Below are 17,814 nucleotides of genomic sequence, written 5' to 3'. Positions count from 1 at the left end.
GTTCAGGCTGTCGCGCTTTAGGCGCGCAGCTTGGCGCCGAACTTTGCTCCCAGGGCCTTCACCACTCCGCGGTGGCGGCGATCGACCGCTTTCTCGGTCAGAGTCTTGCCCGCATCGCGGTAGGTGATGGCGTAGGTGAGTCCGCGCATGCCCTGCGGAACCTGGTCGCCGCGGTATTCGTCCACCAACCGCGCCGATTCGATCAGCGGTCGGCCGGAACTGCGGATCAAGTCTTCGACCGCGGACGAAGGGTGGGCGGGATCGATCACGATCGAGAGATCGCGCAGGACCGCCGGATAGCGCGGGAGGTTGGCGAACTGGGCCGGTCCCGGGAATGAGCCCAGCAGCCGGTCCAGGCTCAGCAGCACCGCGTGGGCGGCACCGTCCACCGAAAAGCGTTCCAGCACCGCTGGATTCAGCTGCCCGACCGCGCCGATGAGTGTCTCGCCAATGCTGATCGCGGCCGCCCGTCCGGGCGAGAAAACCGGATGCGCGCAGGGGGCAAAACCCGCAACCAGGTTGAACCTGCGCAGAACCTGCTCCGCTGCCCCGCGCGCATCGAAGAAAGTTGACGCCCGCTGCCCCTGCCGCGCCGGCAGGCTCAACTGCGGTCCCAGGAGCGCGGTTAGGACGGTGCGTTCATCGGGAAGTTCCCCGTTTCGCGGGATGTAGATCTTGCCGATCTCAAAGAGGGCGACGTCGGCATCGAAATAGCGGGCGTTGGACGACAGCGCCTCCAGCAGGTGCGGCAGGGCGGAGGTCTTGAGCACGCTCTCCTCGGACCGCAGCGGGTTGTGCACCGCCAGGGGAACCGCGTCGCGGGGCATGAGCAGATCGTCCAACCGGGCGCCTAGGTCGTCGGTTTCGGCGTCCTGGTCGCAGTAGATGGCCGCGAGGCGCTCCGGGCTGGTCAAGGTGTAGGTGATTGCCTCCTGGTACCCGGCCGCGACCATCGCGATGCGGGCGAGCTCGATTCGGTCGTCGTACTCCTGCGGGATCGTGTCGGGCAGCCCGCCGCTGGGCAGGCTGGCCGGTATCGAATCGAACCCGATCATGGCCGCCACTTCCTCCACCAGGTCCGCGGATCCGGAGACATCGCCCCGGTAGTGGGGCACCGCAACGGCGAGCTCCGCTTCCATTTCGGCAACATCGAATCCGGCCCGCCGCAGCGCGCCGACTACGACGTCTCGCGGATAGTCCACGCCCAATAGGCGCTTTATCTGGCCCGGATCGAACCTAATCTTCCGCTCAGGTTCCGGGTCTGGGTACGCATCGGCCCAGACGTCCTGTCCGCGACCGGCGCCCATTTCCTCGGCCAAGCCGATCGCCCGGCGCAGGGCCGGGACGGTCGTTTCCGGCGAGAGCCGCTGCTCAAAGCGTCGCGCCGCCTCGCTGGGCAGGCCCAGGCGGCGCGCGGTGTTGCGGATCCGGCGCGACGAGAAGTTGGCCGATTCCAGCAGGATGGTCCGGGTCTCTGCGGTGACCTCGGAGGAGATGCCGCCCATGACCCCGGCGAGGCCGACCGGCCCGTCGGCATCGACGATCACCAGGTCTTCCTCGGAGAGCTGGCGCAGATTCTGGTCCAGCGTCAGGAGCTCCTCGCCGGAGCGGGCGCGCCGCACGCCGATAAATTCGCCGGCGAGTTTGTCCCGGTCGAACGCGTGCAGCGGCTGACCGTACTCGAGCATGACGAAGTTGGTGATGTCGACGATGTTGTTGATCGGACGCTGTCCGGCCGCCTCCAGGCGTCTGGCCAGCCAATCCGGCGACGGCCCGATCTGAATGTCGGTCAGATAGGCGACCGAGTAGCGCGGGCAGTCGGTGGAATCCTCGATCGACACCTCTAGCGCTGGGGGTGGCTCCGGCATTCGGTGATCGCCAAGCTGCGGACTCTTGAACGGGCGCTCGAACAGGCCGGCCACGTAGCGGGCCACGCCAAGCATGGAAAGGCAGTCGGCGCGGTCGGGCTTGAGGTCCAGCTCGATTGCCTCTCCGCCCAGGTAGGTACCCAGTTCCGCACCGACCGGCGCATCCGGGGGGAGCACCAGGATCCCAGAGTGATCGTCCGAAATTCCCAGTTCTGCGCCGGAGCAGATCATCCCGCGGCTCTCCACGCCGCGCAGCTTGGCCGGCCGGAGCTCCTCAAGCGGTCGATCCTCTTTGTAGGCGTTGTAGAGCATCGCCCCGACCTGGGCCAGCGGTACCCGGTCGCCGACCGAGAAATTGGCTGCGCCGGTTACGACCTGAATCTGCCCGTCGCGGAAATCAACGGTCACCAACAGCAGCCGGTCGGCGTTGGGATGAGGGTCGATCGAAAGCACCTCGCCAACCCGCACGGCCGCACCCCAATGCGCGCCGACCGATTCGACGCGCCCGACTTCGATGCCCGCCATCGTGAGCCGCTCGGCAACCGCCTCCGCGCCGACTTCGAGGTCGACGTAATCGGCCAGCCAGAGCAGTGGTACGCGCATCCCGTACGGCCTTCAGATGGTTGCGAACTGGCGCAGGAAGCGCAGGTCGTTGCGATAGAAGTGCCGGATGTCGTCGATCCCGTGCCGGATCATAGCTATCCGTTCAACGCCCATACCGAATGCAAATCCGCAGTAACGATCCGGGTCGTAGCCAACCTTGGCAAGCACGTTCGGATGGACCATGCCGGCGCCCAAAAGTTCCACCCAGCCCGAGTTCCCGCACACCCGGCAACCGCGTTGCCGACAGAACGGGCAGGACATGTCGGCTTCGCATGAGGGTTCGGTGAAGGGGAAATAGCTACCGCGGATCCGGACCTTGCGATCGTGTCCGAACATCGCACGCACGCAGAATTCGAGCGTGCCGCGCAGATCGGCCATGGTAATGCCGGTATCGATGGCCAGTCCCTCGACCTGATGGAACATCGCCTCGTGCGAAGCGTCGACGTCCTCATAACGGAAGACCTTGCCCGGAACGATGATCCGCACCGGAGGCGGAATCTGCTCCATGACCCGCGCCTGGGCCGGTGAGGTGTGGGTGCGCAGCAGCATCTGGCCGGGATAACCGGGCGCATCGATGAAAAACGTGTCCCACATCGCGCGGGCCGGATGGCCCTCGGGAATGTTGAGCTTTGAGAAGTTGTAGTCGTCGGATTCGACTTCCGTACTGGCCACGCTGCGAAAGCCGATCCGCGCCAGCACCTGGCGAATCTCGTTGATGGTGGCCGTGATCGGGTGCAGACCGCCGGTGCGGGCGGCAAACCCGGGCATGGTCACGTCCAGCGGCTCTAGGCCCGATCGCGCCAGCTGGCGGCGTCGTTCCTCCAGGGCCTGGGTCAATTCGTCGCGCACTGCATTGGCGGCGCGGCCGGCTTCAGGGCGCTCTGAGGCCGGCAGTTTGCCGATCTGGCGCAGCAGCGCAGTGAGTTCGCCGGAACGGCCCAGGTAGGCCAACCGCCAATCTTCCAGGCCGGCCCGCTCGGTCGTCGCCAGCTCGGCGGCGGCGCGGGCGGTCAGTTCCGCCAGGCGGTCTTGCATGGGAATCTGCTGTATCGGGGAGGTTGCCCGATTCGCCCGTACGTGCGGTTAGGCGGCCAGGGCCTTGGCGGCCGAGGCGCAGAGGACGGCGAACACGCGCGGGTGCTTGACCGCCAGCTCGGCCAGCATCTTGCGGTCCACCGCGATTTCGGCCTTGCGCAGTCCGGCGATGAAGCGACCGTAGGGAAGGCCATTGGCCCGGGCGGCGGCATTGATCCGCATGATCCACAGCCGGCGCAGGTCGCGCTTGCGCAACCGGCGCCCGATGTAGGCGTAGTCCTGGGCGTGCCGCTCGGCTTCCTTGGCCACCCGGAAAAGGCGGTGGCGGGTACCGTAGCGCCCCTTGCCCAGCTTTATCAGGCGGCGGTGTCGGCGATGCCGGGCGACGGCATTGGTTGCTCGGGCCATTAGTGCTTGCTTGTTTTAGCGGTTAAAGCGATTTGGGGTTCAGCATCGCCCGGACGCGCTTGGCGAACGCGGGCGAGAGCTTGCGCGGGACGTGCTTTGCCTTGCGCGCGCGGTAGCTTTTCTTGCCGCGCAGGTGGCCGGCGGTGCCTTTGGCGTGCAGCATCTTGCCATTGCGGGTCACGCGGATGCGCTTGGCCGCCGCTTTGCGGGTTTTTATTTTCGGCACAGTAATACCTGGGTGTGCGGCTAAACCGGGGCGGGCAAAACAGGGGCGATTCTAGCACGGTTGGCGCGGTTCCCTTCTTGGGAGAGGGTCGCCGACGGCCTGTTTGAAGGCGGCCCCTATTGGTCCGGCGAAACCTCGTCCGGGACCGCAAATTCGCCCTGTCGGGCCAATTCCACGATCTCATCCGGGTTACCCTGGCGGCGTCCCGCCGCAATCTCCAGCAAGGCCACATTGGCCGCGTCCGGGCCGCCGCCCGAAAACCCCGGCGTTTCGAGTACCAGCGGGAGCCCGGCGAACAGCGGGTGGCGCACGGTCTGGGCTATGCCGTCGATTCCGATAAAACCCTCGCCCAGGTTCGCGTGGCGGTCGCGCAGCTGACCGCAATCGACCTTCGAATCATTAACGTGCATAACCTGCAGGCGGTCGCCGATCCCGGAACGGTCAATGTCGTCGGCGAGCCCGCCGATCCCGGAACTCTGGCGCAGATCGTAGCCGAATGCAAACGCGTGCGCGGTATCGATGCAGACTCCCAAACGGGGGTCCCCACCCAGCCCGTCGATCACCAGCCCGAGTTCCGACACCCGTCCGCCGATGATGCGGGCGCTGCCGGCGGCGTTTTCCAGGATCAGCCGGGCCGATCCGGCGTGTTCGGCCAGTACCCGGCCTAACGCGTCCACGACGGAGTCCAGGACGCCGTCGAATCCCAACCCGTAGTTGCTTCCCAGGTGGACTATGAGGCCTTCGTGGCCGAGCGTCTCACAGATAGAAAGTCCCGCGATCGTGGCGGCGATCGATTTTTCCCAGACCGGCGGGTTGGCTTCGCGCGAACCAAAGTTCGCCAGGTAAATACCGTGCGAAAAAATCGGTCCGACTCCGGCGTCGACGGCGGTACGCCGGAACCGGGCGATTTGCTCCGGGCGGTAGGTGCGGGCCTTCCACTGCATCTTGTTGGTGCCGAACACCTGCGCGCACCCGATTCCCAGCTCGGCCATGCGGTCCAGGCCGAAGTTGTTGGCGGCGGTCGCCGAGACGTGCGCTCCCAGCGGGCGGGCGGTCGCCATTCAATGCCCGCGCGGGCGCGCTATTGGGAGGGCCAATAAAATTTCAAATGACATGTTGTCTTTCGCCTCAACGCACCTAGCCGGTACCGAATTGCCAGCCCGAATTGCGCTCGTACACGCCACCGAACTGGCGGTCGAGCCCATCAACCAGGCGTTCGCCGAGCTATACCCGGAAGCCCAACTGTCCAACATTTTGGATGACTCGTTGCTGTCCGACCTCGGCGCCAATGGCGGCGAGGTGGCTCCCGAACTGCTCGACCGGCTGGCCAGCTTGGTCCGCTACGGCGAAACGGCCGGGGCCGACGCGGTGCTGCTTACTTGCTCGAGCTTCGGTCCGGCGGCAGCCGAGTTCGGGGAACTCGTCGACGTTCCCTTCTTCCGCGCCGACGACGCCCTCATCGATGCGGCCCTGCAGCGTGGCACCCGGGTCGGCGTCGTGGCCACGGTGCCCTCGGCGGTGGCGACCGCCGAACAGGCGCTGGAATCGGCGGCGGCGGAGGCCGGACTGCGGGTCGAGATTTCGTCGGTACTCTGCGCCGATTCGTTTGCGGCCTTAAAAGCCGGCGACCAAGACCGGGCCGACCGGCTGGTGGCCGAAGCCGCCGCGGCCCTGGCGAGAGATTGCGACGTCGTGATCCTGGCCCAGTATTCGATGACCGGCGCCATCGCCAAACTGCCGCCCGCCCTTTCCGAGCGGGTCCTTTCCAGTCCTCACCAGGGCGTTATTCGCCTCAAATCGTTATTTGAAGGAGCTAACTGATGCTCAAATCTGCACTGCGCGGTCGGCTCCTGGGAGTCGTGCTGGGCATAGCGATGGCGGCGGTCCTGCTGTCTGCCTGCGAGACCCAGGCCGAGCCCGAAACCAATGACGTTCTGGTCGAGGACCGCGTGGCCGCCCTGGAAGCCACCGTCCGCGACCTGCAGTCCCAGATCGACAACCTTCCCACGCCGGCGCCGCCCACAATCGTGACGGTCACGCCCTCGCCGACGCCGACGCCGATCGTGATCCCGACGCCGACGCCGCGGGTAACCCCGACCGAGGGAGTCCCGGAACCGCTCCAGACCGGCACCATATCGACCGGCGGCGGGGTCCTGAACGTCCGCGCCGGACCCTCGCTCAGCGACGAGATCCTGGAAACCCTTTCCGACGGATCGGTCATCTCCCTGACCGGCAATGAGGAGTCGGGAACCACCTACAACTGGTTGGAATTGACCAACGGTGGCTGGGTGGCCGCAGAGTTCGTCGTCCTGGACGAATAAACCGCAGCACCACTCCGAATACGGCGCCGGTGCTGATCACCGGCGCGGCCGGATTCGCCGGGCGCTGGCTCAGCGCGGCCTGCCGCCGGGAGGGCGATGACGTCGTTGGCCTGGGGCTAGGGACCGAGCCGGACAGCCCCGACCGGTGGATCAGCTGCGACATCACCGACGCCGACGCCCTCGACGCCGCGGTCGAACAGGTGCGGCCCCGGATTACCTACCACCTGGCGGCGATCGCCGCTCCCGCGCAAGCCAATTCCGATCAGCGCCGGGCCTGGACGGTCAACCTGCTGGGGACACTGAACGTACTTGCCTCGCTGGCCCGGCACAGCCCCGGTTCGCGCCTGCTGCTCGTCTCCTCGGCGGCGGTCTACGGCGCGGTCGAACGATCGGACTGCCCCCTGCCCGAGAGTCATCCGGCCGCACCAGCCGACTGCTACGGGGCCACCAAGCGGGCCGCCGAACTAGCCGTCCTGGGGGGCCCGGGCGCGGATCTGCAGGTCCACGTCGCGCGCGCTTTCAATCACCTCGGACCGGGCCAGAGCGCTGAATTCCTGCCCGGAAAGCTGGCGCGCGCGGTCGCTGCTATCAGCACCGGGCGGGCGCCGCCCCGACTGGCCCTGGGTTCGTTGGGCGACTGGCGCGATCTCACCGACGTGCGCGACGTCGTCCGCGCCTACCGCGCGATCGTGGAACGCGGGAGACCCGGCCGCATCTACAACGTGTGCTCGGGGAATGCGGTTCCGATGGCCGAACTGGTAACTTGCTTCTGCGACCAGGCCGGCATACCGATCGAAGTCGACTCCGGCGCCGCGCATCCCGCGTCGGCGCTCCCGTTTCTGGAAGGCGACTATTCGCGCATCCGCCGCGAGTGCGGCTGGCAGCCCAAGATCGACCTGCGCCGGAGCGTGATCGACGCCCTTGGGCAGTCGAGCTCAGACCGATCCCTGAACTAAGTTCCCAACCCTTCAATCCAGCCCCGAGGAAAGGTCGCCCGTGAGCGCCCCCGCCTTAGACCAGATCAAATTCGGAACCGACGGCTGGCGCGCCCGGATTGCCGCCGAGTTCACGTTCCACAACGTCGCCCGCGTGGCCCAGGGGGTCGCCGACTACGCCGCCGAACGCTGGGACCTTCGCCGGCCGGTTGTTATCGGCTACGATCACCGGTTTGGATCGGATGACTTCGCGCTATGCGTGGCCCGCGTCCTGGCCGGAAACGGGATCTCGTGCAGGTTGACCGCCGACCCCGCGCCCACGCCGGCGATCGCCTATGCCGCCGGAATCATGCCGGCGGCCGGGGCGGTTATCGTGACCGCTTCGCACAACCCGCCCGCCGACAACGGAATCAAGTTGCGCGATCCGACCGGCGCGGCGTTGCCACCTTCGCAGCTGCAGCTGGTCGAAACAGCCATCGCCGAACGCGCCGGAGAGTATTCGGCAGTCTCCGAATTGGATGCCGGACGGGATCCCCGGATCGAAATGTTCGATCCCGCCCCGGAGTACCTCGAATCGCTGGCGAGCGCCTTCGACCTTGCCGATCTGGCCCAGGTAGGCCCGTTCGTGGTCGATTCAATGTTTGGGTCGGGTGCCGGCTACCTGGAGCGCGCATTTGCCCGCGCCGGCGTCGATCCCCGACTGATAGAGGTGCGCGGTGAACGCAATCCGCGTTTCCCGGGGTTGTCCCGACCGGAGCCGATTCCGCCCCACTGTCGGGTCGGCCAGGACGCGGTCAATGGCAATTCGGCCGCGGTCGGGATTCTCAACGACGGTGACGGCGACCGCCTCGGGATCGTCGACGAAAACGGCGCATTCGTAGATCAACTGCGGGTCATGTCGCTGCTGGCCTGGGGAGTTCTCACCGATCCGCTGACCGCCGGCCCGGTGGTGCGTACGCTGACCACATCGGCGATGCTCGACGCCCTGGGCAACAGGTACCGCCAGCCGGTGTACGAGACCGGCGTGGGGATGAAGTTCGTCGCACCCAAGATGCTGGAGGTTGGCGCCGCCCTGGGCGGGGAAGAGAGCGGCGGATACGTTTTCGCGCGGCACATGCCCGAACGCGACGGCATGTTCTCGGGACTGGCCTTTCTACAGCTCATGCGCCGCCGCTCGGCCCGGCCGAGCGAGCTGGTCGAACAGCTATTCGAAGAGCTCGGACGACGCTACCACTACGCCCGCAACGATTTGCAGTTCGACGCCTCCGCGCGGTCCCGGATCCTGGACCGCGTCCAAAACTGGCAGCCCGGACACCTGATCGGGCAGCAGGTCGTAGCAAGGCTTTCCGAAGACGGATACAAGCACGTTCTCGCGGACGGCTCCTGGGTCTTGATCCGCTTCTCCGGTACCGAGCCTCTATTGCGCGTTTATGGCGAGGCGCCTTCGCAGGATGACCTTGCGGCGCTGCTGGCCCAGGGTCGCCAGGCGGCCGGGGTTTAGGTAAGTCCGGCCGGGGGCTTAGACCAGCGGGAAGGCCGTCGCCGTTCCCCGTACCGAAAGGGCCACGCTTGATCCGGGCTCCAGCCGGGATCCGGGTTGCGCCCAGACGGAGAGCGTTCTGCCCGAGCGCAGTTGCACCCGCACCAGCGTATGGTCGCCACCAAACTCGGTCTCCACGACCCGGGCCGGCCCCAGCGGTTCGGCACCGGCTACCAATGACTCTGGCCGCAACGCCAGCAGCACTCTTCCGTGGCATTCCGTACCGAGCTCTATCTGGCCAATCTCGCACTCGGCCAGACGCCCGTGGGCGGTCGCCGGAACCAGGTTGATGCTTCCCAGCAGGCCGGCTACCTCCGGGGTCAGCGGATTCTGGTAGAGGTGGCTGGGCGAGCCGGATTGGACCAGCCGGCCGCGGATCATCACGCCCAGCTTGCCGGAAAATCCGAGCGCGTCGCCGAGATCGTGGGTCATCAAAAGGCTGGCAACGCCGGCGTCGGCCAGTATGTCGCGCACCTGCCCGCGAATCCGCGAGCGCAGGAACACGTCGAGGTTTGCGAAAGGCTCGTCCAAAAGGACCAGCTCGGGCTCGCACGCCAGGGCCCGCGCTATGGCGGCCCGTTGGCGCTGGCCGCCGGAGAGTTCATGCGGGAACCTGTGGCCCAGCCCCGTGAGGAAGACCCGCTCAGTCAATTCGTCGACGTTGAGCGTTGTGCCCCGGCGCAGGCCGAAGGCGATGTTCTGGGCGACGGTCATGTGCGGGAACAGCGCTAGATCCTGGAAAACCAGGACCACCCGCCGCCGTTCCGGGGCAACGTTGAGACCGGGCCCGGCGACCGGCCGGCCGGACACCTCGATCGTTCCTTGATCGGGGCGCTCAAGGCCCGCCAGCAGGCGCAGCAGGGTCGTCTTTCCGCACCCGGACGGCCCCATGATCGAAAGCGTATCGCCGGGCGCCAGGGTCAGGTCTACGCCCTGGATTACCTTTACGTCGCCAAAGGCCTTGCGCAGGCCGCGGGCCACAACGCTGGCGTTATTCATCTGCGAACCCCGGCCAGCACCAGCCCGATTTGCGGCAGAGCCAGGATCACCAACAGAAGTCCGGCCTGCCCCGCCGCGCCAAGGTAGCCGGATTCCACCGACGTCCAGACCTCGATCGCCAGCGTATCGAATCCGGTCGGGCGCAGGAGCAACGTGATCGGCAACTCCTTGGCAGTGGTCAGAAACACCAGGCCGGCACCGGCCAACAGGCCGGGCCTGACCAGCGGCAGGGTGACCCTCCAAAGCGCGATCGGCAGGGACTTACCCAGGACCCGGGCCGCTTCCTCGAGCTGTCCGCCGACCTGGGCCAGACTGGATCGGACCGCGCCCAGCGCGAGCGGCAGGCTGTACAGGCAGTATGCGAAAACCAGCAGCACGAGCGACTGATAGATCCATGGCGTCCAGCGGCTGGCCAGGAGCACTAGTGACAGGCCTAGCGCGATTCCCGGAATGGCGTAATTTACCGCCGCGAGGGATCCAACGACCCGAATCAGGAACCCGGGGCGGCGCAACCGCAGCCAGGACATCGGCGCCGCCAGCAGGGCACAGATGCCGCCGGCCGCCAGCGCCACGGCGATGGTGCCGCCGGCCTGCCGGCCCAGTTCGGCGGCATCCAACCCGTCGCGGAATCCCTGGACCGTCCAGTAGCCGAGCATGCTCAAGGGCAAGACCAGTGACGAGAGCACGATCAGCGACATGAAAACGTAGGCCGGCAGCGTCCATGCGCCCAGCGGCACCGGGGCCGGGCGCCGCAGAGTCGCGGCAGCGTCCCACCCGACCGGCCGTCGGTTCCGAACCCAGAGCTCAAGCAGCACCAACCCGAGCGCGCCGGCGGCCAGCAGCAGCGAGAACCAGGCCGCGGCCGAGCGATCCAGCGAGTACTCATAGCGGGCGTAGATTGCGCTGCTGATGGCATCGTAATCGAGCAGCGAAACGGCGCCGAAATCACTGATCGAGTAGAGGGACACGATCAGAGCCCCGGCGGCCGCGCTGGGGGCCACCAGTGGAAACAGGATTCGCCGCAGCGTCTCCGTCCGACCCTTGCCGAGCACGCGGGCGGCTTCCTCGAGCTGGAAATTGGTGCGGTGCAGGGCCGCCACCGTCGGCAGCAGCACGTACGGGTAACAGATCGTCGTCATCGCAAATACCGTCGCCGGCAGGCCGGCCACCGGGGGCAGGCGCTCCAGGCCCAGGAGCACGGTCAGCGGGTCGGCGATCAGGCCGCGCGGTGAAAACAACGCAATCAGGGCAAACGCGCTCACGTAGCTGGGAATGACGATCGGGGTCGCCAGCACCAACAGCCAAATCCGCGCATACCGGACGTCTGCCCGCGCGACCAGCCAGGCCAGTGCGATACCGATGACTCCCGACAGGACCGTTACCAACACCGCCAGCAGAGCGGTGTCGGCGATCAATTCCAGAGTTCGCAGCCGCAACAACGCCCGGCCGGCTTCGAATCCGCCCAAAGCCCGCAGCAATAGGTATCCCAGCGGGATGGCGAACAATGCCGTCAACAGCAGTAGCGGCAGACGGCCGGCCAGGTTCAGACCGCGGGCCAGCAAACTCTATTGCCTGCCCGCGTTCAGGCGTTCAGAACAGGCCCGCCGATTCGAGCAGGGCCAGGGTGCCGTCGAGGTCGTCCATGTCGCCGAGATCGAAATCGGGTCCCTGCACCGTTTCCAACGGCGGCAGCGCCGCATCCGGTTCAATCCCGGCCGCGAGCGGGTATTCAAACGTCTTGTCACGGAAATACGATTGCGCCGGAGCCGAGAGTAGGAAGCCGATAAGAGCTGCGGCAGCACCCGGCGATTGCGACGATTTGACGATGCCGGCGCTGGACACGTTTATCAGGTTACCGACGTCACCGTCGGCAAAGAAATGATTTGCGCACGGCAGATCGGGTTCCTGGGCCAGTCGTCGCAGCAGGTAGTAGTGGTTGACCAGACCACCGTCGATTTCTCCCAGGCAGGTGGCTTCCACTATCGGCGTGTTCTTCGGATACACGCGGGTATCGTTGGCATCCATTCCCCTGAGCCACTCGATAGTGGCATCGTCGCCGTGCAGTTCGCGCATCGCCGAAACAAACGCCTGAAACGATCCGTTGCCGGGAGCCCAACCGGTCCGACCCTCCCAGGAGGATTCGGTCAACTCGGTTACCGATTGGGGCAATTCGTCGGCCGCGATCAGTTCGGTGTTGTAAACGAAAACGCGCGCACGACCCGATATCCCGACCCACTGACCATCCCGGGAACGAAACCGCGGGTCGACAAGGTCCAGCACCGTTTGCGGCAGATCCGAAAGGCGGCCGGCTTTCTGCAGGGCCCCGATCGAACCGGCATCCTGGGAGTAGAAAAGGTCGGCGGGGCTGGAATCGCCCTCCTCCAGGATTGCCGCCGCCTGACCGGCCGAAGACCCGTAGCGGACGCCGATTTCCAAGCCCAGTTCGGCCTGCGCCTGTTCGATCAGCGGAGCGACCAGGTCTTCATTCCGACCCGAATAAAGCAGCAGCGACTGTTGCACCGGGGCCGGCTCGGGCGCCGGGCCGGGGGCTTCGGCTACCGCCGGCTCCGGATTCGACGCCGGCGCGACGTCCGGAACCGAGGTGGAAGCCGGCGGAGGAGTGGGTGCCGGCGCGGGGGCGACCGCCTCCTCGCCGCAGGCCCAGAACAGCGCCGCCGAGCCTCCGCCGAGCGCGGCCGCCAAAATGCGGCGGCGGTTCACTAGTCGCATCGAGATTCCTTTGATCCTGCTCGACTGCCTTAGGTGGCCCAGAGGCTTTTGGCCGGATCAGACCCGGTCCTCGTCAGGGCACGCAGTTAATTTAACAGGTTGGAACCTATTTTTTCTTTTTATTCGCTCAGGCGGGCGAACATTGCCGCAAATAATCTTCAAAAATCACCAGCCGCCGCCCGGCTTCGGCTACATCGGCGCGCGCCTGAATCAGACTTTCCTCGGCCGCCTGCAGGCGATCGCGAGCCGCCTGGCGGTCTTCCTCGGTGGCCTCGGGATGACCCATGGCCATGAATTCGAACCAGGCTGCCAGCTGTTCGCGCTCGCGTTCGCGTTCGGTTTCTCGGCGCGACGCCACGCCGGCGCGCTTCTGCTCCACCACGTCAAAGAAGAATTCGAACTGATCAGTAACCATCGCCGGCCGCCTCTCCGTGGGTCGTTGCCAGTTGCTTGAACGAACTACCCAACCATAAGCACTTCGAGGCGCTGGCCGGGAGCCGGGCCCGGGGATTCGGGCCGGTCTAGGAGCCCCAGGGCGCCGGCTTGGGCGCCAGGCCGTAATTGAACGGTTCGAACACGCGGTCCTCTTCCTCGCAGCCCCGGTCCAGTTGCCGTCTCACCTGCAACAACGCCGACTGCATCAGGATGTCCAGCAGCTCTTCGCTGGGCGGCAGGAAGGTCTTGGGAAAACCGACCCCGAGCGAGAAGTGGCGGCGCTGCGAGGGCAGGACGCGGCAAATGTCGAAGACCATCAGGTCGTAGTTGCCGCCCGAGTCGTGCATCGCGCACGCCTCGATCTCAAATTCCCGATGGTCCAGGGTCTGGTGGGTAATACCCAGCAGCCGAACCGTTCCGCCGATCACGGGCCCGTCCGAGTGGCAGGGGCGGATGGCCAACGCGCCACCACGACCCCCAATATGTAGTGCTAGCACCTCATTCTAATGAGCAGCCGCCACATCTTGTTGGGTCGGACATGCGGCTCAGGACAATTGCGTGCCCGCCGCCTGCTCAAAAACCCGCAGACTTGCGCCGGAGTCCAGGTCGGCGTAGCCCGCCGCCATCGCCAGCCCCAGCAGCTGGTGGGTGGTCGAGCCCATCGGCGTGATCGCGCCGATCTCGGAAGCCCAGGTCGTGGCCAGGCGCATGTCCTTGTGCTGCAGGGCGACCTTGAACCCCGGTCTGAACACTCGGCCGGCGGCCACGTTGCGCTCGATGGTTCGCAGGCCCGCGCAGTCCGCGGCCGTGCCGCGCAGCACTCCCTGCATGGTCTCCTGCGTCAGCCCGGCCTTGGCGCCCAGAACCATTGCCTCCTGCACGCAGGCCGAAATCGATCCGGCCAACATGTTGTTGACCAGCTTCATCGCCGCACCGGTGCCAACCGGCCCGCAGTGGGTGATGTCGCTGCCCATCAGCTCCAGGACCTCGCGCGCGGTGCCAAGGTCCTCGGCCGACCCGCCGGCCAGGATCCCCAGTTCGCCGTCCACGGCGTGCTGCGTGGAGCGCGTGACCGGGGCTTCCAGGTAGCGTTGCCCGCGGCCCTGGACCCGCGCGCCGACCTCGATGGTGCAGCCCGGCGAGATTGTGCTCATCACCAGGACCATGTCCCCGGCAGCGAGTCCGGCGCTGATGCCATGCTCGCCCAGCACCGCTTCACGCACGTCGGCGTCATTGGGCACCATTACGACCACGATCTGCGAACGTTCGCCGACCGCCGCCGGCGTGGGCGCGGCGCTGCCCCCGGCCTCGGCCAAAGCCTCCAGGGCCGGCCCCTGCAGATCGTAGCCGGACACGGAGTGCCCGCCCTTGATCACGTTCCGGGCCATGGCCAGCCCCATCAGGCCCAGCCCCACAAATCCAACCCGCATTCGCTTCAGCCTTTCCGGCCGCGCGGGAGCAAAAATCCGCGCCGCCAACTTTTGTTTGGCACCTGTCAGTTTGCGCTCTTGGCGCGCCGGTCGGCGGCGCCGAACCCGCGTTTTAGGCGGAAGCGGTCAGCTTGCCGAGCTGCTCCTGGCGGCCGGCCAGGACGAGGACATCGTCGCGGCGCACGATTTCATTGAGTTCGGGTTGCATGATCACCCGCGATCCGCGGCGGATCAGCACCGGTACCACGTCGAAGTTGGCGCGCAGGTCCAAATCGGCCAGGCTGCGCCCGATGAAGCGCGACGGGGCTTCGATCTGGCCTATCCCGAACGGGCCGATCACCTCGAGATATTCCGAGATGTTCGGGGTTCCCAGGTCGCGCGCCACCTGGGCGGCCATCTGCTGCTCGGGGAAAACGACCTGATCGGCGCCCAGGTGCTCGAGGATCTCGCGGTGCAGGTCGTGGCGCACCTTGCAGTGGATCCGCCCGATCCCCAGGCGCTTGAGGTGCATCACGCACAGGATCGAAGTTTGCAGGTCGGTGACAGCGATGCAGGCGCACGAGTAGTCGGCCACGCCCAGTTCGCGCAGGGCACCTTCGTCGGTGATGTCGGCCTGGGCGGCGTGGTCGACTACGTCCACCACCGGATGAAGTTTGGCCTCATCGTTGTCGACCGCGAGGACCTCGTGCCCCATCCGGGCCAGGTCCAGCGCCAGGTTGCTGCCGAACCGGCCCAGGCCGAGGACCGCGAAGTTGGCTTTATCGTCGATCACCGGGCAGACACCCCGGGCAGGCGGTTCATTCGCGCTCGAAGCCGAAATTGGCGCGCACTTGGACAGTTACCGTAAGCGAACCGGCCGATACCGCCGGTCCTCCGGCAAACGAAGCCTCGGCGGCGAACGCACGGGACGGGAACGGGTCGGTGGAAAAGTACTCTTCGTCGAGCCAGATCAGGCCGCCCAGCTTGCCGTTCAACGCCGCCGCGATGGCTTCGGCCTTGCGGGCGGCTTCATGGGTGGCCTCGGCCAAAAGCTCTTCGCGGGTGGCCGCGATCTGGTTTGAAGCAAATTCGACCCCGTCGATCGAATTGGCGCCGGCTTCCAGGGCCGCGTCCAGGACCGTGGCAACGTCATCGATGGCGCGGACGGTAATGGTGTAGTTGGCACTGGCCCGGTAGCCCAGGATCGTCGGCTGCTGGAGTTCGTCGATGTCCCCGTATACCGGGAACAACGACAGCCCGCTGGTCTGGATATCGGCTTCGGCAACGCCGGCGTCGGCGGCCGCCTGAACAATCTGGTTGGACTTGCCCGAGAGTTCGGCGGTGGCCTCGGCCGAAGTGGGTCCGACCGCCTCGATTCCCAGGCTCACTATCGCGTGATCGGGTTCGACCGAGCGCATCGCTTGCCCCTGGACCGAAATCCCGAGCCGGTTGAGCTGGGCCAATTCGGTGGGCGTGGCCCCGATTTCGACCGGAGCCGGACCTTCGTCGGCGGTCTGCTGCTGGACGAAAACAAAAATCAGCACCGCCACGACCAGGATCGCGACCAGCGCGATTGCGACCCGCATCAGTGCCGGTACGTTCAAATTCCCCATTTCCCAACCTTAGGTGCTGGCGAAACCGGGGCCGGTCGGATCGATCCGGGTCATCCGCAGCCTCCCGGCTCCGGCGGGCGTTCGCCCGGTCCCGGCGAATTTTGCATCAAAGTCGCCGGCGGCGTTCACATGGCGCGCTCTTGGCCGGTGCGCGTGTTGTAGGCCAGGCCGATCTCGGGCCTGAATACCTCGTCGACCTCGTCGGACTCGGGGACGTTGTTGGCGCCCATGATCCAGGCATCTTCGCTGCCGTTGTTTTCAAAGTGGTGCGGGATCCCCGACCCGGCCGGGCGGGTCAGCACTGACCCGGCTCGCAATTGGTGCTCCTCGCCGTCGATTACGACCGTGGGCGTCCCCTTCATCACGTAGAACACTTCCTCCGACGCCGAATGCCAGTGCGCGAAGCTCAACCGGTCGCCCGGCGCCACGATCGTGATGTCGAGTTCCAAGCGGGCCCCGCCGGTCGCCCGCGATATGCCGATGCGCGTTCCGCGCCCGCCGAATTCGGTCGGCTGCTCGTACTCGAACGGCGGTATTTCGTCAATGTGGGAGATGCAGTCTCCGAATCGGGACAATTCGACGGCCTTTCGCGGTGATGCTGGATATCGGGACAGCCTCGGCGCCACCTTGGGGGCGAGGATCGGCCGCCCGTGCCCAACCTATTATTTGCCTGTACCACCGCTTTGGCTCGGCACGCGGCCCATTTCGCCGCAGATTGCTCGGTCCCGCAGGGTCGCCGATTCAAAGACCCCGGACCGCGAGCCAGACGCCCCAACGAAAGCAGGAGTTTATGGCCCACGAACTTCCCGACCTCGGATACGCCTTCGACGCGCTCGAGCCGCACATCGACGCGCGCACCATGGAAATCCACCACGACCGTCACCACGCCACCTACGTGGCCAACCTGAACGCCGCGCTCGAAGGGCACGACGACCTGGCCGGCCGGAGCGTGGAAGACCTGGTCAGCGATCTGGGCGGCCTGCCCGCCGGAATACAGACCGCGGTACGCAACAACGGCGGCGGCCACTACAACCACAGCCTTTTCTGGCAGGTCATCGCCCCCGGTGGCTCCGGTTACGACGCCAACGCTTCGGCCGAGCTAAAGTCCGCGATCGATGCCGCGTTCGGCGGCTTGGACGGGTTCGAATCGGCACTCGCCGCTGCCGCGGCGGGGCGGTTCGGTTCCGGTTGGGCCTGGCTGGTCAAAACTGGCGGCGGCGTGGCCGTGACCGATACGGCGAACCAGGACAATCCGCTAATGGACGGTTCCGGAACGCCGCTTCTGGGCATCGATGTGTGGGAACACGCCTACTACCTCAAGTACCAGAACCTTCGGCCGGCCTACATTGCGGCTTTCAACAACGTGATCAACTGGGCTGAAGTCTCCGCTCGATTCAACGGGTAAAGTTCGCGGAGAATCGGGCGGTCCGACCGCGGCCAGGCCGCAGCGCCCCGGCGGGGAAGTGTCGGAATTGGCAGACGAGCGTGATTTAGGATCACGTGGGTTCAAACCCGTGAGGGTTCGAGTCCCTCCTTCCCCACCAGACTTGAACTAAATCAAGAACCTTCGCGCTGAGTTTCCGGCTGGGTTTATAGGCGTTCCTTTGGGCCGCGGCGCGCTGGGCCGTCAGCTTCTCCCACCGTCCACTGGGCTGGGCTGGGTGACATCTTCAGGTAGTCCATTTAGCTGAC

The 17,814-nt window shown here is 66.2% G+C and carries 19 protein-coding genes and 1 tRNA gene; 6 read left to right on the top strand and 14 right to left on the bottom strand.

The genetic code is table 11. The features are described from left to right. Positions 1-17: 17 nt before the first annotated feature. From F4X41_03750 to F4X41_03730, 5 genes are all read right to left on the bottom strand, one after another. Positions 18-2,471: a phenylalanine--tRNA ligase subunit beta gene (locus F4X41_03750; GenBank protein MYB16137.1), complete on the bottom strand. Its 2,454-nt coding sequence runs from the start codon at positions 2,469-2,471 to the stop codon at positions 18-20. A 12-nt stretch (positions 2,472-2,483) separates the two neighbouring features. Next, positions 2,484-3,506, bottom strand: coding sequence for a phenylalanine--tRNA ligase subunit alpha (pheS, locus tag F4X41_03745; GenBank protein ID MYB16136.1), 1,023 nt, complete (start codon positions 3,504-3,506; stop codon positions 2,484-2,486). Positions 3,507-3,554: 48 nt separating this feature from the next. Beyond that, positions 3,555-3,914 carry a 50S ribosomal protein L20 gene (gene rplT / locus F4X41_03740; protein MYB16135.1) on the bottom strand — a complete coding sequence of 120 codons (360 nt, stop codon included), beginning with the start codon at positions 3,912-3,914 and terminating at the stop codon, positions 3,555-3,557. A 22-nt stretch (positions 3,915-3,936) separates the two neighbouring features. Then, on the bottom strand, positions 3,937-4,146 hold the full coding sequence (locus tag F4X41_03735; GenBank protein ID MYB16134.1) for a 50S ribosomal protein L35: 210 nt from the start codon (positions 4,144-4,146) through the stop codon (positions 3,937-3,939). Positions 4,147-4,256: 110 nt separating this feature from the next. Beyond that, on the bottom strand, positions 4,257-5,201 hold the full coding sequence (locus F4X41_03730) for a deoxyribonuclease IV (GenBank protein ID MYB16133.1): 945 nt from the start codon (positions 5,199-5,201) through the stop codon (positions 4,257-4,259). On the opposite strand from F4X41_03730, the gene F4X41_03725 reads away from it, so the two are divergent. Genes F4X41_03725 through F4X41_03710 form a run of 4 tightly spaced genes read left to right on the top strand, consistent with a single transcriptional unit; the run spans position 5,131 to position 8,897 of the window. Beyond that, positions 5,131-5,961 (top strand): aspartate/glutamate racemase family protein, encoded by an 831-nt coding sequence (locus tag F4X41_03725; protein MYB16132.1) that lies wholly within the window; start codon positions 5,131-5,133, stop codon positions 5,959-5,961. The genes F4X41_03730 and F4X41_03725 overlap by 71 nt on opposite strands. Further along, on the top strand, positions 5,961-6,461 hold the full coding sequence (locus tag F4X41_03720) for an SH3 domain-containing protein (GenBank protein MYB16131.1): 501 nt from the start codon (positions 5,961-5,963) through the stop codon (positions 6,459-6,461). Before F4X41_03725 ends, F4X41_03720 begins: the two co-directional genes overlap by 1 nt. After that, positions 6,401-7,417 (top strand): NAD-dependent epimerase/dehydratase family protein, encoded by a 1,017-nt coding sequence (locus tag F4X41_03715; protein ID MYB16130.1) that lies wholly within the window; start codon positions 6,401-6,403, stop codon positions 7,415-7,417. The genes F4X41_03720 and F4X41_03715 overlap by 61 nt, the downstream gene beginning before the upstream one ends. A gap of 40 nt (positions 7,418-7,457) precedes the next feature. Next, positions 7,458-8,897 carry a phosphoglucomutase/phosphomannomutase family protein gene (locus F4X41_03710; GenBank protein ID MYB16129.1) on the top strand — a complete coding sequence of 480 codons (1,440 nt, stop codon included), beginning with the start codon at positions 7,458-7,460 and terminating at the stop codon, positions 8,895-8,897. An 18-nt stretch (positions 8,898-8,915) separates the two neighbouring features. Here F4X41_03710 and F4X41_03705 read toward each other — a convergent pair whose 3' ends face one another. The 9 genes from F4X41_03705 to F4X41_03665 form a co-directional block, all read right to left on the bottom strand. Then, positions 8,916-9,935 carry an ABC transporter ATP-binding protein gene (locus tag F4X41_03705; GenBank protein MYB16128.1) on the bottom strand — a complete coding sequence of 340 codons (1,020 nt, stop codon included), beginning with the start codon at positions 9,933-9,935 and terminating at the stop codon, positions 8,916-8,918. After that, entirely contained in the window at positions 9,932-11,497 is a 1,566-nt protein-coding gene (locus F4X41_03700; GenBank protein ID MYB16127.1) for an iron ABC transporter permease, read from the bottom strand. The genes F4X41_03705 and F4X41_03700 overlap by 4 nt, the downstream gene beginning before the upstream one ends. A gap of 28 nt (positions 11,498-11,525) precedes the next feature. Further along, positions 11,526-12,665, bottom strand: coding sequence for an iron ABC transporter substrate-binding protein (locus tag F4X41_03695; protein MYB16126.1), 1,140 nt, complete (start codon positions 12,663-12,665; stop codon positions 11,526-11,528). A gap of 127 nt (positions 12,666-12,792) precedes the next feature. Then, positions 12,793-13,080: a hypothetical protein gene (locus F4X41_03690; GenBank protein ID MYB16125.1), complete on the bottom strand. Its 288-nt coding sequence runs from the start codon at positions 13,078-13,080 to the stop codon at positions 12,793-12,795. Between the two features lie 106 nt (positions 13,081-13,186). Next, complete coding sequence (locus F4X41_03685) at positions 13,187-13,561, bottom strand: hypothetical protein (protein MYB16124.1); 375 nt, start codon at positions 13,559-13,561, stop codon at positions 13,187-13,189. 84 nt (positions 13,562-13,645) lie between these two features. Continuing rightward, positions 13,646-14,530, bottom strand: a complete 885-nt coding sequence (locus F4X41_03680) for an NAD(P)-dependent oxidoreductase (GenBank protein MYB16123.1) — start codon at positions 14,528-14,530, stop codon at positions 13,646-13,648. 112 nt (positions 14,531-14,642) lie between these two features. Next, complete coding sequence (locus F4X41_03675; protein MYB16122.1) at positions 14,643-15,302, bottom strand: TrkA family potassium uptake protein; 660 nt, start codon at positions 15,300-15,302, stop codon at positions 14,643-14,645. A gap of 25 nt (positions 15,303-15,327) precedes the next feature. Beyond that, on the bottom strand, positions 15,328-16,122 hold the full coding sequence (locus F4X41_03670; protein MYB16121.1) for a DUF541 domain-containing protein: 795 nt from the start codon (positions 16,120-16,122) through the stop codon (positions 15,328-15,330). A gap of 125 nt (positions 16,123-16,247) precedes the next feature. Continuing rightward, a complete protein-coding gene (locus F4X41_03665; protein ID MYB16120.1) occupies positions 16,248-16,763 on the bottom strand; it encodes a cupin domain-containing protein in 516 nt (171 codons plus the stop codon). A gap of 149 nt (positions 16,764-16,912) precedes the next feature. Here F4X41_03665 and F4X41_03660 point away from each other — a divergent pair, with 149 nt between their 5' ends. Both F4X41_03660 and F4X41_03655 read left to right on the top strand, forming a co-directional pair. Continuing rightward, positions 16,913-17,527, top strand: a complete 615-nt coding sequence (locus F4X41_03660) for a superoxide dismutase (protein MYB16119.1) — start codon at positions 16,913-16,915, stop codon at positions 17,525-17,527. Positions 17,528-17,579: 52 nt separating this feature from the next. After that, positions 17,580-17,666, top strand: a tRNA-Leu gene (locus tag F4X41_03655). Positions 17,667-17,814: the final 148 nt, after the last annotated feature.

The organism is Chloroflexota bacterium (genome assembly GCA_009840625.1).
Lineage (GTDB): Bacteria > Chloroflexota > UBA11872 > UBA11872 > VXNJ01 > VXNJ01.
Note: the sequence above shows the minus strand (reverse complement) of the source record. Positions and strands in the feature narration are given on the sequence as shown.